This window comes from Lacticaseibacillus camelliae DSM 22697 = JCM 13995, assembly GCF_001436615.1.
Taxonomy (GTDB): domain Bacteria; phylum Bacillota; class Bacilli; order Lactobacillales; family Lactobacillaceae; genus Lacticaseibacillus; species Lacticaseibacillus camelliae.
The window spans coordinates 1-23,462 of record NZ_AYZJ01000026.1 but is presented as its reverse complement, the minus strand read 5'-3'; the positions used below and the strand labels follow the sequence as shown (position 1 = coordinate 23,462).

Sequence of the window (23,462 nt, the reverse complement as noted above, 5' to 3'; positions counted from 1 at the left end):
CATGGCCTTTTTGGTCTAGTCGCTAAGGTGTTGCACTTGAATTGTAAACTGGGGTCCTGAACTTACTTGCTTGGTGCTCTTTTTCACCTCATCGATATGCTTGTCGATGAAGAACATCATCAGGCCAAAGACGACGCCGAAGATACTGATCGCCATGATCGGCAGCTGCAGATAAGCAGCAAGGGCAAACCCGGCAATGAAGAATGGCAGGAATTCAATGTTCCAAACGTACTTGAGCAGCATGCCCATCCCAACGGCTGGCAGCATGCCGGCGGCAACGGTCAGGCCGGTCAGGAACACTTTTGGAATGCTGTTGACAAACATCTTGATGCCGGTGGTGCCGGCAAGAATAGCAATGAAGGCCAGGGCGAAGTAAGCCACTTCGTAAACGCCGACCTGCATCCACCAGAGCCGGTTGAACTTGGCGAGGTTGCGCTCGCGGATGTGCTTTTCGAAGACTTCAACATTCGCGGTGAACCAGAACTTCAGCAGGTTCCAAACAATGACCGCGAGCATTGAGATCGGGACGGCCAGCGCAACCGCAACGGCAGGTTTCTGGTTCAGGATCAGCGCGAACGCGACCCCGAGGACCCCGCCGACTTGCGTATCCTGTGGCAGGACCGCGCCGATCTGCATGACGCCGTAGAACGCGAGCTCAACGGCGGCACCAAGGATAATGGCTTGTGACGGGCTCTTCCCCAAAACCAGAGCCAGCAAAATGTATTGAATGAATGGCATCAGTTGGGCAAAAGAGCCGTATGCGTTGATAAACTTTGCGAAGGCCATGATCAGGCCAACCGCAATTGCTTGATATAAGAGCATTGTTTATTCTCCCTTCAATAAATCTACAAAGTGTGTCGGGGTATCGCCAGGTAATGGTTGATAAACAAAATTCTTGGCCTTGGTGGCAATCTCCCGCACCAGCTTGACCTCATCCTCGGTGAGGTACACCGTCTCTGAGATTTTCTGCTTATTGGCCAAGTCGCCACCGATCCGGCCAACGTTGGCAATGTCGACCTTGACGTCCTCCGGCGCCTGGACCCCATCGACCACGCGCTTTAGGTCTGCCACATTGTTCACGATCAGCAACATCTTCAGCTTGGCGCCGCGAGGGTCATTGGCCAACTTAATGGCTTTATCCACCGGCTCAACGGCCACCTTGATCGACGCCGGCGCCGCCAGCAGCAGCGCGTTTTTTTGAATCTCGCTGGCTGCGGCCCGGTCATTGGCCACGATGATCCGATTGAGCTGAAGTTCCTTGGACCATAACAAGGCGACTTGACCGTGAATTAGCCGATCATCGACCCGCATCATTTCGATCATTTCAACACCTCCATAGTAGTTAACGCTTTCAATTCACTGGAACACCACATGTCTATCCGGATATCACACGTGTTCATCATGATATAAGCAACTGGCGTGCCAAAGCAGACATGATTGGGGTTTGACGCATTAATTTTTGCTCCGCTATATTCTTAAACACAAAACTAAACACTTCGCTGCGGTTTGCCCTGCACACACGAAAAAGGCGCCACCCCCAGGGGGCGGCACCAAGCCACTGAATTTATTTAGCCTCAGTGAACGCGTAATTCATCAGCTGGTACAGCAGCGAAAGCTCGTAGCCGTTAATGTCAATGTTGTACTTGAGCTCCAGCGGTTTGAAAATGCCTTTGGCGACGGTGTTGAAGTCCGCCTCTTCCTGGCTGGCCGGTGTGCGCTCATCCTTCTCCCCGTTACGGCTGACCCCAGTCATCAGGCGCTCCACCATCAGGGAAATGTGCATGTACAGGTTCAGCTTGACCTTGCCGTCGAGCTGGATGTGGTAGTAGTTTTCGAACTTGAAAATGACCGTTTCGACCTCCTGAATGATCACGTCCGGGTTCAGGAAGGACAGGCGCTCGGTGACGCCTTCGATCGACAGGAAGCGGACGATCCGGTTGTACAGATCATCAAAGGTCTTCTGGTCGATGAATTGGCGCAAAATGTTGTGCAGAAACTCCTGCCCGGACGGATCCAGCAGGTCATAAATGTTGATGTGCGGAATGGCAAACGAGTCCGGGAGGTTGGTGGTCGTGATCACCAGCTGCGTTGCGTCGAACTCGCTGATGTTGTCTGCCTCGATGCTTTGGTGCAGGTGCGCGTAATCCATCGCCACCACGCTGAGGCGCCGGTCCATCACGGACTGAAAGATCTCCTTGAGCTTTTCGGAAATGCCCAGGCCCGACATGCATGAGATCACGATGTTCTGATTTTTGGCAAAGCCTTCGAAGTACTGCGTCGAAATGGCGTACTCCGTTGAGGCGTACTCCGCGATCCGGTCAAAGGGCAGCTTCTGCTGAATCTTGAGTGCGACGTCCAGCGCGGTGGCCGTGGTCAGGTTGTTGACCACCAAGACGTCGCCTTGCAGCTGATTCTTGATCACGCGGTACAGCTGGCTCAACGACCCCATGTCCACCAGCAAGATGAACCCGTTGGAGGTGTCAAAATCCTTCACCGTTTGCTTGGCGATCATCGCGATCTGGCCAATGCTGGAATCGATCGGCATGTCGATGGCGTCCACCAAGTACGTCCCGCACAGCTGGTTGACCACGGACTGAATGCTGGTGGCCATTCGCGAGCCGTGCGCCACCATCAGGCAGCGCAGCGCGATCGACTCATCAATCGAATCGCAGATCACGCTAGCCATGAGCAGCGGCAGCGCCTCGGCACTGGCGGCGTCCAGTGGCGGCAGCTGCTGGTAAAACTTCTGGGCGACGTGCAGCGCCCGCGGGTGATCAGCGGCCAGCAATTGCAGCTTTTCCAGCGGCGGCTGGGCCAGCGTGACTCGGGAATCATACAGCCGAAACAGCAAGTCCTCGTAATCGCTGGCCGCCTTCAGCCCGAACCGCTGCACCACGGTGTGCTTGAACACTTCTGCGTGAATACTGTGCAACAGTGAAATGCTGGGATCGATCGCGCCTTGCGCAGTGAACAGCGCCTGCAGCTTGCGCCGGACATCGGTCATGGTGAGAGCGGTGGCACTTTGCAGATAGGCAGTCAGCTGCTGGCCGACCGTCAGATCAAGCGCCGGCGGCAAGGCTTCACCCGCCGTATCCGGGGCCACCAGCATCGGCTTGGCCACTTTCAGCTGGCCGACCGGGTCGAACGCGGCGCCGGCCAGATCAAAGTCGGTCAGCCCGACTTTGAGCAGGTCGTCTGGGTGCTCACCCGTATTGGCCTTAGCGCAGGCCAGTTTGATCAGGTTTTTGAGCCGACCGACATTGCCGGCCGGGCGCAAGTTCAGCAGGTAGCTCACGGCCTGCGGAGCCAGCGTAATTGGCTTGTGAAAGTTCTTCGCCTCGGTTTGCAGCAGCACCCGGATGTACGCCAGCCGCTCGTCGACCGGCCGGTGCGCGTAGGTCGTCAGGTGCACCATGACCGGCACGCGGCGATTGAAGGTTTCCAGCAGCGCCGCGTTCGGGTCCTCAGTGGTGGCAAAAATGAAGCGGACCGTTGCGTGCCAGTCACGCTGATTTTCGCCAATGGGCCGGTAGATCCCGGTGTCCATGAAGGTGAACAGCTTCTCCTGATTTTCCCCGGACAGCCGGTGCACCTCGTCAAGGAGCAGGTAGCCGCCATCGGCCTCCTGAATCAGCCCAGGTTTGTTGGCCTCGGCACCGGTGAAGGCCCCTTTCGTGTAACCGAACAGGATCGAGGAAAGCAGCTCCGGGTTGTTGGCGTAATCGGCACAGTTCAGCACCTTGTACGGCGCATCGGCCGCGATGGCGCCGGTGTCACGGGCGTACTCGTACACTTTTTTGGCCAAAAAGGTCTTGCCGACACCGCTGCTGCCGGTAATCAGCAGGTTCAGCCCGCCTGGGTATTCGACCGCCGCAATGCACTTGCGAATGCTTTCGCGCTGACTGCCGGTGGCCCCGATCACCGCGTTCAGCCCGTGCAGGGCCGCCGGCTCATGACTGGGCGCACCAACCCCGGTCAGCCGCCAGCGGACCGGCCGGCCGTCGCTTTTAATGACGCGACCGCCCTTTTCCAACTCCCCCAAGTAATGGCTGGTCACGGACCGGCTTAGGCCCAAGTTTTCGGCCAAGGTCGTCGTTTCAACACTATCATGAAGCCGCAGCAGCTCCTTCAATTTCTCGTAAACCCGGTCTTTGGCGCGTTGAACGCTCATCAGCGTCTCCTCCTCCAAGAGGGCCCTCGTGCAAGCCCTTTCAGGGGTAACGCTAGCAGATTTTCGAGACGGGTTCAAGCCGGTGTTTAAAAATAAAGCGCGGCTAGTGTTGAACCGAGTCAAACACTGCCGCGTTCAAATGTCCTTGATGTACCACGTGTCGCAGCCGTCGTGCGGGTCATCGGCCAGCGCGTGCGGCAGGCGCGTGAAGCCCTGCGCCTGATAGAGCTTGTTGGCGATGGGCAGCTTGGTGTCGGTGACGACGTACATGCGCTCGTAGCCGAACGCCTTGGCGGCCGCAATACTCTTTGCCAGCAGCCGCTTCGACAGGCCCTGGCCGCGGGCCGCCGGGGTCAGGTACAGCTTCTGCAACTCGCAAATGTCCTCAAAATCCGCCACTGGCCCGATGCCGCAGCCGCCGAGGACCTGGTCGTCATCGGTGTCCGCCACCGCCACGAAGTACTTGGCGCGGGTCGTGTGCGCGTAGTACTCGGCCAGCTCGCCGATCTGCGGGTCGAAGTACGCCGTTCCCGGCAGGGCCAGGTCGGCCTCCTCCAGACAGAACTTCAGGATCTTTTTCATCTGAGCGTCGTCTTTGGGCTGAATCTCACGAATTTTGGGCATGCCGGTCATCTCGATTTCAAATTAATAGTCCCTAGTCTAGCACCGCCCACCAAAAAAGTCGCGGGCCCTAAGTGGGCGCGCGACTTCAAAAACGGTTACGCCTGGTGCCGACGGGCATAGGCCAGGGCTAAGCTGCCCAGCCAGCCGGTGCGTTCGGTGGCCGCCTTCAGGAACAGGTGCTCGCTGAGGTGCTCGGTGTAATCCAGCAGGCGCGGCAGACCCGCCACCACGCCGAGCAGCGCGCCGATCACCAGGCCGAGCCCGTAAAAGCTCATTCCCAGGGGCAGGCCCAGCAGCGTCGCGAGGATCACACTGCCGCCGAACACGGCGCCGGTGGCCGCCGCGCCGCGCTGATCGTCTAGGTACAGCTGCATCAGCATAATCACCAGTACGAAGCTGTTCAGGCACGCCCCGACAATCACCAGCTGCAGCACCGACGTCTCCAGCGAGAAGTACAGGCTTTGCGAGCTGGCGATGCCGATCAGCGTCACGACAATGATGGTCAGAATGCCTTGCGTCCGCACGATGCGCTGCAGCTCCTGGATCAGCACGCTGCGCAGCTTGGCCTGGCTTTGGTTGATTGCCGCCAGCGTGCCGCCGTTGTTGATCTGGCTCATCAGTTTGCGGTAGTACGGGTGGAACCGCGTCTCGATGGCCAAAAACAGCAGCATGTACACCGGCGTGATCAGCAGATAGGCCCAGAACGTGCTGGTGTCGTACATCAGATTGACCTGGAACAAACCGCTCAGGGAGATCCCGCTGACCAGCCAGTAAATCACGTTGGCGCTCCACAGCCCCAGCGCGTAACCGACGCCGGCCAACAACAGCCGTTTATTGTGGTCAATGGCCAGCAGCAGCGCGTACTGATCCGCCCGCCGGCCGATCGGCACCCGGCGCAGCAGGGCGCTCACCAGCCCGCCGATTGTCACCATCACGCCGCTGATAAAACTCACCAGCAAGGTCACCATCGGTCCGTGCTGAACCGGCAGCCACCACTGGTTGGCGCCGCACAGCAGGGCCACGCCGATGGCCACCGCCATGCCCCCGGCCAGCCACAGAAGCGGCAGCTGGCGCGACGCGACTTGGGAGACGACCAGATTCACGGAAAACAGGGTCAAAGTCGCCGCCAGACCGGTGAACAGCAGCAGCGCGAACCACCACTACGGTGAAAAAATCAGCCAGTAGACCCCGGCCGCGATCAGCGCAAGGGTCAGCTGCAGTTTCAGCCAACCAATCAAGGCCGGCAGCAGCCGGTCCGCTCGGCCTGCGTACAGCTCATCGGCCACGAAGCGCGAGGCCGCGAACTGCCCGACCGCGTTGATCAGCTGACCGAAGATGAAGCAGTACGCCACAGCCGTGGAAAAAAGGTTCACTGTGGCCTCCGACGTCCATTCCGTGGCCAGCATCACGCTGCGCAGGAGCATCATGCTCCCCAAAAGGATCAGCCAGGTGCCGGCGCCGTTGATCAGCGCGTAGCCGTATGCCCCCGCCCGCCGCGTCAGCGACTCGGGCTTGAACAAGCGGCTGAGTTTCGTTTCCAGATTAACGCCCGCCATCGCCTTGAGCTCCTTTCAGTTTGTAAAGGTGGTCGTAGGTGTCGGCCACTGCGTCGAGTTGGTAGTAGCGCCGGGCGCGGCGTGCGCCGTTTTGCCCCATTTTTTGCATCATGTCCGGATGCTGGTAGAACCACGCCAGGTGGTCGGCGATCCGCCGCGGCGCCACCGGCCGGACCACGAATCCGGCCTGGCCAAAGCTGTCATTGTTGCCGTACAGCAGCTCGCGGCAGGCGCCCACGTCGGTGCAGACCCATGGCAGCCCGGCCGCCATGCCTTCCAAAACGGCCAGCGGCTGCCCCTCGGAAATGCTCGAAAGGACCAGCACGTCCAGGCGCGGCAGGTAATCCATGACGTTGATCTGACCGGTCATGTGGACCTGGGCGCTGAGCCCCAAGGCGGCGATCATGGCCCGGCACTCGGCCGCGTACTCGGGATTCTCGTCGGTCGACCCCATCAGGTAGCAAGCAAACGGCACCCCTTGCTCGGCCAGCCGCCCGCACGCCTGGATCAGGGTCGTGATGTCCTTGATCGGCACCATGCGAATGATGGCGCCGATCTGCAGCCCTGCCTTAGGATCAAACTGGTGCCGCTTCAGGGTGGCCAACTGGGCCACGCGCACACCGTTCGGCACCAGCCGCAGTTTGGCGGCATCCGCGCCACCACTTTTCTGGTGGGCCTGGTTGGCGGCCGACAGCGTCACCACCGAATCCGCCGCGGCGTACGCCTGCTTGGCCAGGTAGCGGAAAAAGCGGACCCACTGGTGCTTGAACGCCGGGTCGAGCCAATCCGACTGCAGGATGTCCTCCTCGCGCTCGCGGGCGTAGATCCCGTGCTCGGTCAGCACGACCTTCACGCCCGTTTGCTCGTGCAGCGCCGCCGCTAAGACCCCGGCATAGCCGGTCGCGGTGACCTGCAACAAATCGTAGTCTCCGACCGGTTGCTGCAGCAGGCGCAGCAGCGGCGTCAGCATGTTGCGCCAGGACCAGTAGTAGGCCAAAAAGGGGCAGGATTCGCCAGCTTTTTCATACTGCTCGGCCATCAGCTGGTAAAACGTCTGGCTGGCCAGAAAGCTGTCGGCATCCCCCAGCCGGTCGGCGTCGGCAAGCAGCCCTAACGCGCCGGGCACCACCTGGGTCATTTTCAGCCAGTCGGCGATCAGTGCGCGGTCGGCGGCACTGAGCCTGACCGCCGTGCGCCGCGCATTGCTGGCGGTCAGCGGATACCGAATGATCTGACCCAGGTTGGGCAAGCGGTCGTAGCGCACGGCTCGCGGCTGGTCGTCCGCGGTGATGGCCAGGACGTCGAAGTGGTGCTGCGGCATCTCCTTCATCAGGTTGTGCACCCAGCTGGACACGCCGCCAGTCACATAGGGATAGCAGCCTTCAGCGATGATTGCGATCTTCATGGTGTTCCTCCTTTGCGCGGGTTACCCTTTTTCAATCGCCAGTGTCAGCGCGGCCCGCTTAGGCGTCACACTGTACAGGCGGGCGCCCAGTTCCCGAACCGTCCGGTCCTGGAAACTGCCGGTGGCCAGCTTGCCGTCCTTCAGCCGCACGGTCACGCTGGCATTGTCCGGCATGTGGCGGGCGTAAAGCTCGATTTGGGTGTCGCTGTAGCGCACATCAACGGCCCCGGCAAAGTACTGCTTGAGCACCGCCGTCGCGTGGTTCTGCGTCATCGGCGTGATCATCGGGTACGTCTTCTTAACAAAATCCAGCTGCTGGTCAAAGCTCTCGGCGAGCTCTTCCCAGTTGGCATTATTCGAGCGCGCCAGGTCGAACACGTCATCCGGGTGAATGAAGTGCGCCATCACCCCGAACGTCGCAGCGACATCGGCGATCTCGTACCGGTTATTAGTCGTGAAGGCATAACCGGAGACGTTGCGGGGAAAATCAAAGAGCTGCGGGTCGTCCTGGTTTTCGCCAAATTCCGTCACGTACCGGCTTTGCACCGCGTCGCCGTAATACAAGGCGGCCACCGTATCGACTTTGGGGAACACCTGCCGCACTGCGGCCAGACCTGTCTTGCTAGTCAGGTTGGACGGCGGCACGTAGGTGGTAATCGCGCGCGCCGGGGCCAGTGTGGCCATGAGCTCGGCCACCTGGTCCAAACCCGCGGCCATGCTGGCCTGATCCGGCCACGGCGTGTAGTTGAGTTTTTGATCGACCGGATCTTTTGCCAGCAGCAGCGGCTGGTGGTTAAACCCGTGCAGGCTGACTTCACCGCCCACTTTGTTCAGCTCGCGGACGTACTTTTGCCCCGTTCGGCGCATCGCACCGTACATTTCCGCATCGCTGCCGGACACGTCATTGTCGTAAGTCCCAATCAACGCACCGGTGTACTTCAGGTCGTACTTGCGGCCCAGCCGCAGCATATCCGGCCACCAGCGATGCGCGTAAAAGTCCGCGACGGTCATGGCTTTACCGCTGGCATCGGCCACGGTGGTCGTGGTGTCCGGCACTGGGGCCGGAAAATCGTCAATGTGCATCACCTGGATCCCGGCCTGGCTGGTCACCGCCACCGGGAACAGCCGGCCGACGCTTTGGACAAACAGCCCGCGCGCCAGGCGGTCATTCAGAAAACCGGTGTTCCAGTACTGCACCTGGCCCCCGGCGGTTTGATTTTCCACCAGGATGGGCCGGCTGCTCGCCGAGATCAACGTGGTCGCACTGGCGGCCAGCTTGACGTCCGCTGCGCGGTGCGCAAAGGCGCTGGAATCCTCGACGCTGGCATTCGGGTAGCCCGGGTAAATCGGTTCGTCAAATTTGATCCCCGTCACGCGGCGCACGCCGCCCACAGCAGTCAGGCCGAGCAGCTGCTGAAGGCGCGGCGAAATTTCTTCAAGGCGCTGCATGAACACGGCGCTGCCGCCGGCTTCAACAAAGTCGATCACGGCGTCTTCATAGGTGACAATGTCGGGATCGGCGATCAGCAGCGTGGCGTGATCCGGCTTTTGGCCAGCAATTTCCGCGGCCTGGATGTCGTCATACCCGACCTTGGCGTAGCTCAGACCTTGCTTAGTCGACTGCTGCAGCGCCGCGTCTGCGGGCGCAAGGGGTTGAACATACAGCAGGCGATTTTGGCCGTTCAACGTCGGCGTCTGGTCGGTGTGGCGTGTGGCCACCGTTTCGTCCGCCGCCGTCACCGGGAACACGCGCAGGTGCAGCGCGTCACTTCGGACCATCAAAATGGCCCCGACGACCAGGGCCGTCAGCGCAACGATTCCCAGTGTCATGATCAATTTAACCCGTTTCATCGGCGCCCCTCCTTAATAGAGTGAGTGTCTCTTGCTGCTGGGCGGTCAAATCGCCCAGTGGCTGGTCAGAAAGTGTGTGTAAGGCCTGTGTTACGCCGCGCCAGTTGCGCGCGGCGTAGGCAATGGCCAGCGCCAGATACGTGATCGGCGCCGCCGGGGCGCAGGCCGTACGCGCCGCGTGCAGCGTGGCCGCCGCGCCTTGGTGGTCGCCCAGGTCAAGCTGGGCCTGACCTAGGGCGGTCCAAATCTGCCAGGTGCTGCGGTGGTCCTTGGCCAACTCGCTAGCACGCTGGACCAGCTGCTGCAGGTACCGGCGCCTGCCGTCTTCATCCAACAAACCGGCGTCCAGCAGCGTCTGGTACGCGCTGATGATGCGGCAGGCGTTGTCAGCCGTCGGGCCCTCTGCGTAACTGAGCTCGGCCTCCTGCAGCCGGTCGACCAGCCGCTTGCGCTGATTCAGCTAGGTCGTGGCCGCGTAGTGAACCGTATCCACGTCGCCGCTGTTCATCGCGGTTTGCAAAATGGCACCGGCACCGTCAACGGCCTGGCGATGCAGCTGCACGACCACATTGGTGTGGCCGCCGGCGCGGGGGACGCCCAAGGCCGGCTTGAGCTCCTCGGCCGTCAGGTCTTCCTTGGCGGTTTGCCGCATCGCGGAATAATTCACGACCGGCTCAAACCGCTCGGCGAGGTGTGCCGCCGTCAGCGCGGTCGCGTCGACCGGCCGGTAACTGGCGCGCCACCAGATCGCCAGCGCCAGACCAATCCCCGGCAGCACCATCGCGATCACGGTGCACAAGGTGTCGAGCAGCGGCCACGCGGATCGCCACACCGCCTTGAACACCAGCAGGCAAAACGCGAGGTAACTCAGATAGACAATCGCCAACATTTGCCTCGCCTCACTTTCCGGTGTTCGCGCTTTGGCTCACGATTTGAGCGCCAGGCCGCGGGTACCCCGCCTGACGGATCATTTCCGCTTCCATCCGTTCACCTAAAATTTTCAGGAACCAGCTGAACAGGGTCATTTGCTGCGCGGTCAAGTCGCCCAGCGCCACGTCCAAGCCGATAATGTAAGCCAACTGCTGATCCACGTGCACGGCCCCGACCACGATCGGCGCCGTGGGGCCATCGGCTTCTGTGCGGATGGTGGGTGCCTTGCTCAGCGTGGCGCGCTGCACGATTGGCTCCGCCAACGTCAACGACTGGCCGGCGTCACCGCTGCCCGCAATGCGCGTCAAGGCGCCGTTCTGAGGCTCGTACACGGCGACATTTTCGGCGGCTAGGAACTGCTGCAACAGCTTCACCATCGCGCCTGGCACCAGTTGCGGCGGGGCCTGGTCGAGCACTTTAAACAACTCGAACAGCTCGGTCGTTTGGTTGTCGGTTGCCAGCAGTTTGGCCTTGAGCGCCTCCTTGCTGGTGTTTACTGCCGTCAGGGTCTCGTTAAGCTCTTCGTTATTCTGCTCCAGCGTCTCGTTTTGAAACACCTGATCGTCGTAGCGCTCGCTGCGCGCCGAGCTGATCCCACCGATCACGGCGACCACCAGCAGCAGCCCGCTCCAGTAGAGCAGCGTGTTAAAGTGCCACAGTTCAAGCAGCACGTCCTGCTGGCGCACCACACCGGTCAGGTACAGACTGCCGAAAAAGGTCGCCGCCCAGGTGTACATGCCGATCCCCATGCCGTAGTAGCTGGCAAAGCCGGCAACATAGGCGAACCCGATCAGCGGCAAAAACGCCTCTGGCACCCAGTCAGTTTCAGCTAATAGGTAGCCGAGCAGCACCAACCCGATGAGCGGTTCGATCAGCCGCAGCCCCCAAGCTCTGTTGTTGCGTCTTGTCATTGCGTTGCTCCTTTCAAAAACCCCTAACATCACCTTCAACCCCGTCGCTAAAGGTGGTCGTACACGTCGTTTGCGTTGACCGTGGTGGTCATCCCCGCCGTTTCGGCCGCCCGCTGGCTGGCCGCATCCGGGCACACTGCGAGTAGCTGCACCGGTCTTCGCCGCAGCTCGCTTAACCAGCGCTGACTCCAACTGTCATTGGCCACCGTCTCCGCATTGAAATCCTCCCACAGCACCATTGACACCACGCCTTCTGTGGCCGCCGTGTAGGTCTCGAACCCGCGATTCTGCCACCACTTCAGGTCCGGGTACGCCGCATGCATGCGCGTCAGCCAATCGGTCAAGGCCTGGCGCTGGGCGGTCTGAACGCGCGGCGCTTCGGTCAGGTAATCATCGATGTCACCGACCGTGTCGAGAAAAACGCCGGTGTACCCTGAAGCCGCGATCCGGGCCACCTTAGCAGAAAGGGCGGCCTGCACCTCTGAGCGGCGCAGGTCGAGCATATAAGTGTCCCATTTGGGAATCGGTACTTGCTTGCCATTGACTTGCAGGGCGGACTCGGCAGGCAAGTCATACGCCGGCTCCTGCTCCATCACGTTGACGTACCCAAACGTCTGCGTCCCGCGGTCTTCGAGCGCCTGCACCTGCGCGGCCTGCCACCCGTTGGGTTCAATGATCGCCAGCGCGCGGTCGCTTAACTGGTCAACGACCGCGTCACTGGCCGCCCCGTAATAAATCGTGAATGTCTGTTCCGGCATTCGCTCGCCTCCCGTCAGGCCGCACAGCGCAAGGAGTAGTGTCCCAACCAGCAACCATTTCGCCATGGCGTCCCTCCCTTTCGTAATTCCAACGTATCATGGTGATACTTGAGCAGGCTAATCAAACGGTCGTTATTTATGCTTTTGATTAATATTCGCTTATGCAGTTCTTTTTAAAAAAAAGGGCCCCGCACGTGGCGAGTCCCTCTGGCTGATGTGATTCACTGGGCTAACGGTACGGCGTTGTTTCGCTGAAACGCGCCTCGAAAGCGAAAACACGACGTCCCCTTTTTTCACTTTCTGGATTCCATTAGCGTCACCGGCCCTGTCCGTTTCGAGTCAAAAGGGCTTCACCGCCTTTCGAGACCATGATATAATTAAGACAGCAAAAAGGGACGCCCTGCAAGACGTCCCGCGCAGAATTATTTTGAACGATGGCATTCTGAATGCAAACGTTACCCCGCATCTTCCTGCTCAGGGTTCAGCGGCGTATTTGTTTGCTATTTTTTTCGGCCGCGGCCGAATTCTTTCATCAATAATCGCCATGTGATAAGCAACATCGTGATCACGAAGATCAATGATGTCAACTCGCTGATGAAAGTAATGATCCACGTCATGACGTCGATCAAAAGCAAACTCGTACCCCCTTTCTACCGGAAATCAAGGTTATGAGATTAAGCTCATAAGCCTCACCTTCTTTCGAATGCGAGATACCACCGCTCTAAACGCTTCTGCTCCAGACATTATACCGGGCAGCAGTGCCCACTGCCTACCCGTTCGGCCGCTTCCTCATCGAAATATCTGGAAAGCATCATTGCCGCGCCAGAATCGCTTTTGACCGCTAAAGACACCTGCTATAATCGGCGGCGCCACGCCTGCCGTGGCAAAAAATGGCCGGCTTCATGCTGGCCTGCTTTGGGGGAATTGCATTGCTTAGGGACTTGATCTTGGAAATCGCCTTTCTGGTCACACTGATCTTCATCTACATTATCCTGTTGATTCTCACGGGCTACGCGCTGATTGCTTTTCTGATCACCGGTGACTGGCACACTTTTCTCGGCCGCAGCCTTATTGTTTGGGGAATTTCACTGGTCATTGACACCTTCCGCAAGGCTGCACTGCCCGACGACCTTTGACGACGCCACCACGCAAAAATGCCCTACTCACCACGCGTGTGAGCAGGGCATTGCTGTAGCCATTTTACTGCGGCTTGACGTCGCTGAGATTCTCGCCATTGGTTTGGATGACATGCTGGTACCAGTAGAAGGAATCCTTGCGGCTGCGGGCCAGCGTGCCTTCGCCTGCGTCATTTTTGTCGACGTAGATGAAGCCGTACCGCTTGTCCATCTGGCCGGTGCCGGCGGACACCAGGTCGATGCAGCCCCATGGCATGTAGCCGAGCAGGTCGACCCCGTCCTCGTTGACGGCCTTTTCCATTTCGGCGATGTGGGCACGCAGGTAGTCGATGCGGTACGGGTCGTGAATGCGGCCGTCCGCTTCGACCTTGTCGACCGCACCCAGGCCGTTTTCAACGATCATCAGCGGCTTTTCGTAGCGCTCGTACAGCCAGTTCAGGCTCCAGCGCAGGCCCTGCGGATCGATGGTCCAGCCCCATTCTGTCGTCTTCAGGTGGGGATTCGGCACGATTTCCTTGTCGCCGACAAAATCGTAAGCCGGGTTGTCCGCCTGGTGCGCCACGGTGCTGGACGAATAGTAGGAAAAACCGACGTAATCGACCGTGCCGGCCGCCAGCGCCGCGCGGTCCGCGTCCGTGATGTCCGGCCGGTAGCCGGTGCGCTTGAAGTAGGCCTCCATGAAGGCCGGGTAGTGGCCGCGCACATGCACGTCGCTCCACCAGGTGCGCTTTTGCATCGCCTTTTCCGCCATGAACAGGTCCTCAGGCTTGCTGGAAGCCGGGAACATCGGCGTGAAGTTGATCATGCAGCCGATCTGGTTGGTCGGGTCGATCTCGTGGCCGGCCTTGACGGCGAGCGCCGACGCCACCAGCTCGTAATGGGACGCCTGGTACATCGCACTGGCGCGGTCCTCATCCGTACTGCCCTTGGGGAACAGCAGGCCGGAGTTGGTTGCCATCGTGAACTCGCGGTTGTAGTCGCACTGGTTGTCGATTTCGTTGAACGTCATCCAGTACTTGACCACGCCCTTGTAGCGCTTGAAGCAGGTGGTCGCGAACCGCACGAAAAAGTCGATCAGCCGGCGGTCGCGCCAGCCGCCGTATTCGTTGACCAGGTGCAGCGGCATTTCAAAATGACTCAGCGTGATGACGGGCTCGATACCGTACTTGTGGCACTCGGCGAACACGTCGTCGTAGAACTTCAGGCCGGCCTCGTTCGGCTCGGTCTCGTCGCCGTTGGGAAAAATCCGCGTCCAGGCGATTGACGTGCGAAACGCCTTGAAGCCCATTTCCGCAAACAGCTTAATGTCTTCCTTGTAGTGGTGATAAAAATCGATGGCCTCGTGGTTCGGGTAGTTCAGCCCCGGCTGCACGCCGGCCGGGGTGATCTGGCGCTCCACGCCGTTGGCCCCGGCGGTCATCACATCGGCGATTGAGACGCCCTTGCCGCCTTCCTGCCAGCCGCCTTCGAGCTGGTGCGCCGCGACCGCACCGCCCCACAGAAATCCATCAGGTAATTTTGCCATGAGTTAATTCCTCCCTTTTTACCTGATTAGCGTAACCCACTAAGGAAAAATGGTAAACCGCTTTCGCAAATAAGTCGCAACACCAAAAAGGCCGCTTTCACCCGATAGGTAAAAGCGGTCCGCTGTGCCTTATTTCACCACCGGCGCGGCACTTTGCAGCCCCTGCTGGCGCTCTTCCTTGATCTTGTCGTCCGTGTAGTACTGAGCCTGCGCGTTGAACAGCTGGCGGTACAGCCCGTCCTGCTTCATGAGCGACTCATGATTGCCGTCCTGCACAATCTGGCCCTGATCAAACACCACGATGCGCTGCGAAAAGCGCGTTGAGCTCATGCGGTGCGAAATGTAGATGGCGGTTTTGTCGCCCACCAGCGCATCAAAGCGCTGATAGATCTCGTACTCGGAAATGGGATCCAAGGCGGCGGTCGGTTCATCCAGGATCATGATCGGCGCGTCTTTGTACCAGGCGCGCGCGATGGCGATTTTCTGGGCTTCCCCGCCGGAAATGTCGATGCCATCATCGAACAGACTCTTGGTGATCGGCGTGGCCAGACCCTTCGGCATGGCCTTGACCCGGTCCGTGATGTCTGCCACGGCCAGCGCCTGCCAGACGCGGGCCTCGTCCACCTGCGTCGAGGCGGCGACGTTCTCCCCAATCGAGTAGGCAAACAGCCGGAAGTCCTGGAACACGACGCCGAGCAGACTCTGATATTCGGCCAGGTCATATTTTTGAATGTCGATGTCGTTGAGCGTGATCTCACCTTCGGTCGGCGTGAACAGCCGGCACAGCAGCTTGACCAGCGTCGTTTTGCCCGAGCCGTTCTTGCCGACGATCGCGAGGCGCTCGCCGATGTGCAGCGTCAAATTAATGTGGCGCAGCGCCCACTCGTCGCTGTCCGGATACTTGAACGAGACGTCGTGAAACGCGATGGCAAAATCGTTGTCCGTGCGTTTTTCCACCGGCAACGTACCGCCGGTGTGCGAGGTTGGCATTTTTAAAAGCGTCACATAGTACTGCAGGTAATTGACCTCGTTCACCGCGTAGCCGAGCTCGCCGATGAAGCCGTCAAAGGCCAGCATGAACTGCTGCAGGTAACCCACCGCGATCAGCACTGTGCCGATGGCCAGGCCGCCGGCGTAGGCCTGAAGCCCCACCAGGACGAACAGGCCCCCGACCGCCAGCTGGATCACCCCACTGGGCACCGCCGTCGCGCCGAACATCCCCATCATGCCGTGCCAAGTCGCCTGATTGCCCGCATCCAAGGCCTTCTCCTCGGCGCGGGACATCATGCCGTCCGCATCGTAAAGCCGGGTCAGCTCGCCATTTTTAAAATTCTCGGCAAAATCGTTGTAGTACTGCCACGAGACGTTGTGGGCAACGATTTTCTGGATCATTTCCCGCTGCTTCACACTCCCACGCCGCATGCCCCAAACACTGAGCAGCAGCGGCAGCGCCAGCACGGCCAAAATCACAACGAGGTACCAGGGCGAATTAAACAGCCAGGCAAATTTGCTTTCGGTGACGTGTCCGCGCAGCAGCGTGACCAGGATGCCAATGGCGAACCCGGCGGCGATCAGCATGTTAAAGGCATGGTAAAACCCGCTTTGCACCAGCGCACCCAGATCACCGGAAAAACTGGCGCCGCGGCGGGCCGTGTCGTAGGCGGCGCGCAGGTCTTTGGATTCGAAGTCCTGATAATCCAGCCGCACCAGCTTCTCGGCCGTCAGCGCCTCCAGCCGCTGGCCCAGCAGTTGGTGATGATCGGCCTGGAGCTTCTCCACCACCCGCTGCAGTACCGTCAGCCCAAGCCGCACCGCCAAAAAGGCGAGGAGCAGCGCTACGATTTGGGCAGGGCGTGCGCGGTGCTGCAGCATGATCAGCAGCACCCCCAGAAACCCCGTGTTCAGATACGGCAGGATCCCAATCAGCAGTACATAGCAGAACTGCACCGGCAGCATCCCCGCGTCGACTTGGTGGATCAGCCACACGATTCCGCGCAACTTAGTCCAAAACGACTTGTCCTGATCCATCCTGCTTCACCTCCTTTTGGTAGTACTTGCTCTGGATCGCGTACATCTCGGCGTAAAGGCCGTGCGCGCTCAGCAGTTCCTCATGCGTGCCCTGCTCGACGATCCGCCCGTCTGCCAGAAAAATGATCTGGTCGCAGAACCGGGTCGATGCCAGGCGGTGCGAGATAAACAGCGAGGTCTTGCCGGCCGTCAGCGTCGCGTACATCTGATAAACCGCACTTTCGGCAATGGCATCAAGCGCCGCCGTGGGTTCGTCCAGGATCAGCACCGGCGCGTCTTTGTACAGGGCTCGCGCCAGCATCAGTTTTTGCGCCTGCCCGCCGGACAGGTCCGCCCCGTCATCGTGCAGGTTCCGCGTCAACTGCGTGTGCACGCCTTGCTTCAGGCCAGCGACGGTTTGCGTCAAATCAGCCTGCTTCAGTGCGGCTTGGACCCGCTGCGCATCAGGTTCCGCCGTCATCGCCACGTTCTGCGCAACGTCCGCGGCAATCAGCGTCGATTCCTGGAACACCGGCGCAAACAACGCGTACCGCGTTTGCGGTGGCAGCTGGGCCGCATCGACCCCGTTGATCCGGATCGTACCGCTGGTCGGGTCAAGCAGGCCCATCATCAACTTGCTCAGGGTGCTTTTGCCGGCGCCATTGACACCCACTAACGCCAGGCGCTCACCACCGGCCAGCGTGAAGCTGACGTCCCGCAGTGTCGGTTTTTCCGCCTCCGGGTAAAGGTAGCTCACATGCTCGAATTGAATGGTCACCGGCCGCTTGGCCAGCTGGCTTGCATCTGCAGCCGCCAGCGGTTGGGTGGGCGCCGGGGTCTGGTGATCTGTGAACGCCCGCAGTTCCTGCAGGTCCAAGCTGGCTTTTTGCAACTGATGCCAGTCCATCAACAGACTGTTGGTCAAGGTGACGAACTGGTTGGTCACGCCAAAGAGCAGCGTGAATTGGGCGATGGAAAGCGTCTGGGCCGCCGCGGCCAGCACCAGCATGGTGTAAGCCGCGCCATCACGGACGAACCCGGCCACGTCCCCGATCAGCTCCGCCACCGCTGTCCGCGTTGAATCGGCGCGCTGCCAGTGCATCCGGACCTGAAGCAAGGCCTCATAGTGGCTTTGGTACCAGTCGCCAACATGGTAAAGCCGCATATCTTTGCCGTTTTCCAACGCGTAGGCGGTGCGGCTCAAGTAGCTGGTCTGCCGCCGCTGGGTGGCCCAGTTGGCCTTGTTGGTCTCGTACCACTGCCGGTAGCTTTGCAGCCCCCAGTAGCCGATGACGGCGGCCACCAGAACCAGGACAAACAGCCAAGGCGTGAACGCGGATAACGTAATCGTGAAGATCAGCAAGGTCACGCCGTCCGCCAAAAGCGCTTTAATGCTTCGAAAAATGGCTTCAGCACCGGCCAGCGTCCAGGACAAGGCGTTGCTAAACGACTGGTGAAACTGCTCCTGAACGTGCGGCGTCTGCAGCTGCTGGTAGGGCATCTGGTAGGTCAGCTGGTGCAGCGCCACGGCCAGTTTGGCGCGCAAGTTCGATCCCCACGCGTCCGCGTAAAACTTGAGAAAGGTGCTCGCCGCCCCTGCGGCCGCCAGCGCCACCGCCATACCCAGCGCGACTTCGACAAAGTAGCTGAAGTGTGCCCGACTGGCGAGCAGCCCCACCAGCCAAGCCGGCGCGATCACGCCGATCACCCCAGTCAGTGCCGTGACCACGACGGTCCCGAGAATATCCCATTTGAGACCGGGAAAATAACGCTGCACCTGCCTAAAGTACCAGCGCAGGTTGTTGACCAGTGAATACTGCGGCTTTTTTCTCGCCATGACGCCATCTCCATTCTTACTGCCTTCACTGTACAAAAAAAGTGGCCGTCGCGGGTCACTTTTTCGTTAATGGTCTGAATTCTCGCGCGAATGGTCATGGCTGAGCGGGAGCGCGATCTCGGTCACGAACACCTCATCTTCGTACTGGCGGTTGATCATCCCGCCGTACTTGGCCACCAGCTTGTTGATGCGGCGAATGCCCAGGCCACGCTTGTCATTCTTGGTCGAGGCGTAGTGGATGTCGATCTGCTGGTCGGCGGGCCGCGTGTTGGTAATTGAAATGTACAGCTGCTGCTTCAAGATCGCGATGTAAACCCGCAGCCGCCGCTTCTCCCCCGCGGGCTGGGCTTCGATGGCCTCCAGCGCATTGTCCATCAGGTTGCCGACGATGACGACCAGGTCAAGGTCCTGGATCAACGGCGTCGCGCCGACGAACGCCTTGACGTTGGTCGGAATATTTTCCCGCTCCGCCAACGTTAGCTTCCCATTCAAAATTGCGTCGAGCATCGGGTTGCCAGAGTGCACCAAGGTGTCGACGGTATCAAGCTTATCTTCCAGATCGTCCAGGTAGGCCCGAGCCGCCGCGGTGTCTTGGCTGTCGAGATGGGCCTTCAGCGCCTGCAAGTGGTCGTGGTAATCGTGGCGCCACCCGCGCATGCCCTCGTACAAGCCTTGCACCTCGCCGCTGTACTGGGCCATCATCTGGTCCAGGCCCTTGGCAAACACCGCGTCCTGCTGCGCGAAAAACTGCCGGACCAATAGGCTGAAACCAGCGGCCGCCAGCAGCGTTGCGGCGGCTACCACCACCTGCACCCAGCCGGTCGTGAGGACCAAAGCCCCGCCGCCGCACAGCACAAACCCCAGCGCGATCAGCCGCAGCCCCCAATGGTTCTGGGTCCGCCACAAACCTATGATGGCAGCCAAAATCACGCCAAAGGCAAGACTGGCCGCGCCGACCCACATGGTCCCGGCCGCAGCCAAACAGAACAGCCCGGCCAACACCAGCGCGTTTTCTTTTTCACCCTTGCGCCACTGAAACGCCGCACTGACTGCCGCAAACAGAATGCCGGCGAGCCAAGCCAGGTGCCCCCAAGCAACGGCAAAGGCCCCGGCGGCTAAGCCGAGCCCGGTGATGCTTTCCCGCTTCGCCGACCCGCCCAGGATCAGTCCCAAGCTGCCGCCGGCCAGCGCGGCGATTAGCCCCTCAGTTATCATCAGCCAGCCTCCGATAGTGAGCGAAAAAGGCTTCGCGCGTGCGCTTGCGTTCCTGGCGGGCAATTGGGTAGTGGGTGCCGTCCGCCATTTCCACCTCGCCAGTCGTGACGCGACGCACGAAGTTCAGATTCACCAGGATCGACCGGTAGATGCGAATGAAGTCTTCCTGTTCAAGGCTCAAGTAGTCTTTCAACTGCCCGGCGGCCACCAGCGTTTGGTCTTGCAAGTGAAACGCCAGCGCGTGATCAGCCACTTCGATCGCGGTCAGCTCGTATAACGGAATGCGCTGCGCTCCTGCCGCCGTGGTCACCAGCAGCTGCTTGGCCGGCTTTTGGGCGCGGACTTTTGCAATAATGGTGGCCACTTTGGCGGCAGTCAGCGGCTTCATGATGTAGGCCAGCGCGTTAACATCATAGCCTTCAAACACGTATTCATCGTAGTTGGACACGAATACCAGCGGCACCGTTGGATCCACCTTGCGCACGGCTTTGGCTAACGTCATGCCATCGGCGCCGGGCAGCTTAATGTCCAAAACCAGCACATCTGCGGCCACTTGGGCAAATTCAAACGCCTCTGCGGACGCAAACGGCAGCACGTGAATGGGATCGGCAGCAGTCGAGGCAGCTTCAAACAGCTGCTCTGTGCGTGCTCTGGTTTGTTCGTCATCTTCAATTAACGCCACCTGCATGAAACCGTCTCCCCCTTAATTGGTACTGATTATAGCATAGGGTAGCGAACCAGAATTGCAGTACAGCATTCCCAGATGCGCCGGAATCCTCGTCAGCCACACTATTGCGCTAGATTCTTGCCCAAAACAGGTGACAGGTAAATCCGGGCCAGAATATAATGAAAACACAAAAACAGGCCTCACGAATGAGGCCTGCGCAGAGCCGTTGTTAACGGCCGGTGTTATATGAACAACGTTAGACCGTCAGACTTACCCAAAAGTCTACTGACGGTCTTTTTGTCGCCACACGATTCGATTAGCTGGACTATTGGCCGATGGTCACGCAGAAAATTGTTGCAACTAGATTGTTAAGCGCGTATATTATGGCCAAGATCCTCATGATACTATCATTGTAATTTAAGAACCGTGCTAATTAGTGTTTTTCACTCTTAGGGTGAGTGAGACCCAGTGTCTCACCGAGAGATGGAGATGATCAAATGACTGAGTCACAACGTTATCAGCGGCTCGCGCGCCTGCTGAAACACGGCGCATGGCTCTACGCCGTTTCGTATCTGATGGTGATGGGACTATTCCTCAAGTTTCATCTGTATACATTGCCTTACTCGACGAAAGCATCCTACCTCGAGAAACATAAGGTCGCTAAGTATGGCCTAACGCGGTTGCACGGCAACTTGGCGAGCATCAATGCCTGGTGGCTAGTCCTTTTTCTCGCAGCTGGATTCATCCTTGGCCTGCTGATTTTCTACGCCGGTCGCCAGATTCATCAGCCGGGCTTCCCCGGAATCATTCTGGCCGTCGGGGCATTGATGCCACTGCTGCCGCCGTACAGCGAAAACGTCCTGGCGCGAATTATGATTGCCACCGGCTTTATCCTGTTTGGGGCAGGGCTGCAGTGGTTTATCAACAAAACCCTGATCACCGGACCTTCGCCCTATAAGAGCAGTAAACCGTTCTTCCCTGAGCATCAGATGTAAAACAAAAACCGTGCAGCGCCCGATTTGAAGGCCTGCACGGTTTTTCGTTAGCTCAAAACCCCAATCACGCAAGCAGGACTGCGCGACCAGTGCAGCCGACTCACGACAGAACACTCACGACGCGTCAAGCGGGTGAACTGCGACCAAGCGCGACTGCAAGGTAATCCGCCACACGTGCTCAAAAAACCAGGCAATCAGTGCGACCTGCCACCCTGCGTTGAAAAGTGTGTCGGCCAGCCCGTTAGCCCAGAAATTTGCCCGACCAAACACGCGGTACTGAGTTACTGACAGGACGGTATAAACAATGATCGCCGCAACCATCCCGAACCACCAGCTCCAGTGGTGCACCCGCTTTTTAACGTTCGGCAGCGCTGCGTCCGAAACCCGCTCGCTGAGATTGCCTACCCGGCTTGCGCGAAGAAACCAAACCAGCGAAAGTGCGTAAAGGCCCAGCCACAAAATAAAGTCGGTGTCCGCATGCAGCAGCCGAAGCGGAATCACAAACAGCGAAACACAAAAAACAATCAAAATACCCAGGGGGAAAAGCATCGCAGGCCACCCTAACACACTGTCTGCGTGTGTCACCGCGTCGCCTTGCAGCACAGGCAGGCCGAAAATAAACCGATATCCCCATTTTTTCACCGGGCATCCTCCTTCAAAATCAATCGCGGCACCTGATGCGCCGCTTTATTCCCTTCGCCGTGCCAGCGCGCCAGTCGCGATCACCAGAATCGTCGCGCCTTGGATCAAAAATAACGCGATGCCTTGATCGCCCACGATCATCGTCCAAATGGCCAAAAAGATAAGCAGCGCATCGATCACAATTAAGGTCCGAACAAGCCAAGAGTGGGTGCTAAGAGTTTTCATCGCTATCGACCTTTCACGGTGATTTGACACCGTTGCCTGACTGAAACCGCATCCAATATATTGCTACAATTAGAATACCCCGTTAACAATCCTTTGACAATCCGCCCCTATCATATGTAGGCGTGCGCCCTAGCGCTTCTTTTTAAACCTATTCCTGACCGCGATCAGCAGGAACGTCAGAACTGTAACACCGACTGCATTCAGCAGCCCGATCCAAATGCCGTACCGCGAACCAAACCAGAGCCAACTGGGAACCACGACCAACCCAGTGATCAGGCCGAGCTGAATCAGCCGGCGTTTGAGCTTCAGCATGCGCATTTCAACGCCTCCTTCACCTAGCAGCGTACGTGACTGATGACATCACCATACCCTCTTTGCCAGGTTTGAGAAGCAAAACGACTTGGCGCCGAATCTTGAGACGCACACTGGCTCATGTGACTGTCGTGATGTGTCTCCTTGAGCAGTGAGATTGGCACCGCTAATCTTGTGGCAGAAAACTTATGCGGATTCTGGTGATCCGCCGCCGCTCAAACCAACCAAGCCTTACAACTGCGATCTTGTAGCGCCACTTTGATGGCAGTGGCAAATCGGACCGTTCATTGCCAGCTAAAATATTCCAACACTATTTTTCCAATTTAAAGGTTTCCGTATTCGTTTTAAAACCCACATTGTCAACAGACTGTCCATGACGCCCACCTAACGTCTGAACAGAAGTAAACGTGCCATAGCAACTCCTCAGCGGAAAAAGCGTTGGACCAACAAATAGGGCCACTATCACTGCACAAAGCAATCCGACAATAGTGAGAAAGCGGGTGCTGGCATAATGGTCTGCGTTCATCACGCACCACATGGGTAGTGACCTCCGAATATAATATTTAAATCAAGCAGAGAAAGGCTCCCAGTCTGACCTAGCAAACTTAATCGTCGTCTCGCGCCAAAGCCCTACGCCTATGAAGTGCCCTACAATTGTTAGACAAAGTGTCTAATGATTGTGGGGCTTTTTTTGA

General features: G+C 58.9%; 20 protein-coding genes and 1 pseudogene. 2 read left to right on the top strand and 19 right to left on the bottom strand.

Annotation, left to right across the window (positions count from 1 at the left end):
• Nucleotides 1–15: 15 nt before the first annotated feature.
• From FC75_RS05070 to FC75_RS05015, 11 genes and pseudogenes are all read right to left on the bottom strand, one after another.
• The gene (locus FC75_RS05070) at nucleotides 16–822 is read right to left on the bottom strand and encodes a PTS mannose/fructose/sorbose/N-acetylgalactosamine transporter subunit IIC (RefSeq protein WP_056989302.1); all 807 of its coding nucleotides are present in this window, start codon (nucleotides 820–822) and stop codon (nucleotides 16–18) included.
• A gap of 3 nt (nucleotides 823–825) precedes the next feature.
• A complete protein-coding gene (locus FC75_RS05065; RefSeq protein WP_056989301.1) occupies nucleotides 826–1,323 on the bottom strand; it encodes a PTS sugar transporter subunit IIB in 498 nt (165 codons plus the stop codon).
• 241 nt (nucleotides 1,324–1,564) lie between these two features.
• The gene (locus FC75_RS05060) at nucleotides 1,565–4,171 is read right to left on the bottom strand and encodes a sigma 54-interacting transcriptional regulator (RefSeq protein ID WP_056989300.1); all 2,607 of its coding nucleotides are present in this window, start codon (nucleotides 4,169–4,171) and stop codon (nucleotides 1,565–1,567) included.
• 135 nt (nucleotides 4,172–4,306) lie between these two features.
• A complete protein-coding gene (locus tag FC75_RS05055; protein WP_162230958.1) occupies nucleotides 4,307–4,795 on the bottom strand; it encodes a GNAT family N-acetyltransferase in 489 nt (162 codons plus the stop codon).
• 95 nt (nucleotides 4,796–4,890) lie between these two features.
• A pseudogene (gene pelG / locus FC75_RS05050) lies at nucleotides 4,891–6,351 on the bottom strand (exopolysaccharide Pel transporter PelG).
• Nucleotides 6,338–7,756, bottom strand: a complete 1,419-nt coding sequence (pelF, locus tag FC75_RS05040; protein ID WP_056989298.1) for a GT4 family glycosyltransferase PelF — start codon at nucleotides 7,754–7,756, stop codon at nucleotides 6,338–6,340. Before pelF ends, pelG begins: the two are co-directional and overlap by 14 nt.
• Nucleotides 7,757–7,777: 21 nt before the next feature.
• The gene (locus FC75_RS05035; protein WP_054665729.1) at nucleotides 7,778–9,607 is read right to left on the bottom strand and encodes a DUF2194 domain-containing protein; all 1,830 of its coding nucleotides are present in this window, start codon (nucleotides 9,605–9,607) and stop codon (nucleotides 7,778–7,780) included.
• Complete coding sequence (locus FC75_RS05030; protein ID WP_056989297.1) at nucleotides 9,594–9,941, bottom strand: hypothetical protein; 348 nt, start codon at nucleotides 9,939–9,941, stop codon at nucleotides 9,594–9,596. Before FC75_RS05030 ends, FC75_RS05035 begins: the two co-directional genes overlap by 14 nt.
• A 126-nt stretch (nucleotides 9,942–10,067) precedes the next feature.
• Nucleotides 10,068–10,496, bottom strand: coding sequence for a hypothetical protein (locus FC75_RS05025; RefSeq protein WP_054665250.1), 429 nt, complete (start codon nucleotides 10,494–10,496; stop codon nucleotides 10,068–10,070).
• A 10-nt stretch (nucleotides 10,497–10,506) separates the two neighbouring features.
• On the bottom strand, nucleotides 10,507–11,448 hold the full coding sequence (locus tag FC75_RS05020; RefSeq protein WP_056989296.1) for a hypothetical protein: 942 nt from the start codon (nucleotides 11,446–11,448) through the stop codon (nucleotides 10,507–10,509).
• A gap of 47 nt (nucleotides 11,449–11,495) precedes the next feature.
• Nucleotides 11,496–12,272: an endo alpha-1,4 polygalactosaminidase gene (locus FC75_RS05015; protein ID WP_082623111.1), complete on the bottom strand. Its 777-nt coding sequence runs from the start codon at nucleotides 12,270–12,272 to the stop codon at nucleotides 11,496–11,498.
• Between the two features lie 863 nt (nucleotides 12,273–13,135).
• Here FC75_RS05015 and FC75_RS05010 point away from each other — a divergent pair.
• Nucleotides 13,136–13,342 (top strand): hypothetical protein, encoded by a 207-nt coding sequence (locus FC75_RS05010; RefSeq protein WP_156403581.1) that lies wholly within the window; start codon nucleotides 13,136–13,138, stop codon nucleotides 13,340–13,342.
• Nucleotides 13,343–13,406: 64 nt separating this feature from the next.
• Here FC75_RS05010 and FC75_RS05005 read toward each other — a convergent pair whose 3' ends face one another.
• The 5 genes from FC75_RS05005 to FC75_RS04985 form a co-directional block, all read right to left on the bottom strand.
• Entirely contained in the window at nucleotides 13,407–14,867 is a 1,461-nt protein-coding gene (locus tag FC75_RS05005) for a 6-phospho-beta-glucosidase (protein WP_054665263.1), read from the bottom strand.
• Between the two features lie 129 nt (nucleotides 14,868–14,996).
• A complete protein-coding gene (locus FC75_RS05000; protein WP_056989293.1) occupies nucleotides 14,997–16,895 on the bottom strand; it encodes an ABC transporter ATP-binding protein in 1,899 nt (632 codons plus the stop codon).
• Entirely contained in the window at nucleotides 16,867–18,711 is a 1,845-nt protein-coding gene (locus FC75_RS04995; protein ID WP_056989292.1) for an ABC transporter ATP-binding protein, read from the bottom strand. Before FC75_RS04995 ends, FC75_RS05000 begins: the two co-directional genes overlap by 29 nt.
• A gap of 66 nt (nucleotides 18,712–18,777) precedes the next feature.
• On the bottom strand, nucleotides 18,778–19,923 hold the full coding sequence (locus FC75_RS04990; RefSeq protein ID WP_420843309.1) for a sensor histidine kinase: 1,146 nt from the start codon (nucleotides 19,921–19,923) through the stop codon (nucleotides 18,778–18,780).
• Nucleotides 19,916–20,614, bottom strand: a complete 699-nt coding sequence (locus FC75_RS04985; protein ID WP_054665269.1) for a LytR/AlgR family response regulator transcription factor — start codon at nucleotides 20,612–20,614, stop codon at nucleotides 19,916–19,918. Before FC75_RS04985 ends, FC75_RS04990 begins: the two co-directional genes overlap by 8 nt.
• A 476-nt stretch (nucleotides 20,615–21,090) precedes the next feature.
• On the opposite strand from FC75_RS04985, the gene FC75_RS04980 reads away from it, so the two are divergent.
• A complete protein-coding gene (locus tag FC75_RS04980; protein WP_054665272.1) occupies nucleotides 21,091–21,588 on the top strand; it encodes a hypothetical protein in 498 nt (165 codons plus the stop codon).
• Nucleotides 21,589–21,702: 114 nt separating this feature from the next.
• Here FC75_RS04980 and FC75_RS04975 read toward each other — a convergent pair whose 3' ends face one another.
• The 3 genes from FC75_RS04975 to FC75_RS04965 all read right to left on the bottom strand — a co-directional run bounded on the left by FC75_RS04975 (nucleotide 21,703) and on the right by FC75_RS04965 (nucleotide 22,773).
• Nucleotides 21,703–22,230, bottom strand: coding sequence for a hypothetical protein (locus tag FC75_RS04975; protein ID WP_056989291.1), 528 nt, complete (start codon nucleotides 22,228–22,230; stop codon nucleotides 21,703–21,705).
• Between the two features lie 45 nt (nucleotides 22,231–22,275).
• Nucleotides 22,276–22,455 carry a hypothetical protein gene (locus FC75_RS04970; RefSeq protein WP_056989290.1) on the bottom strand — a complete coding sequence of 60 codons (180 nt, stop codon included), beginning with the start codon at nucleotides 22,453–22,455 and terminating at the stop codon, nucleotides 22,276–22,278.
• Between the two features lie 129 nt (nucleotides 22,456–22,584).
• The gene (locus FC75_RS04965) at nucleotides 22,585–22,773 is read right to left on the bottom strand and encodes a hypothetical protein (protein ID WP_054665276.1); all 189 of its coding nucleotides are present in this window, start codon (nucleotides 22,771–22,773) and stop codon (nucleotides 22,585–22,587) included.
• Between the last annotated feature and the right edge of the window lie 689 nt (nucleotides 22,774–23,462).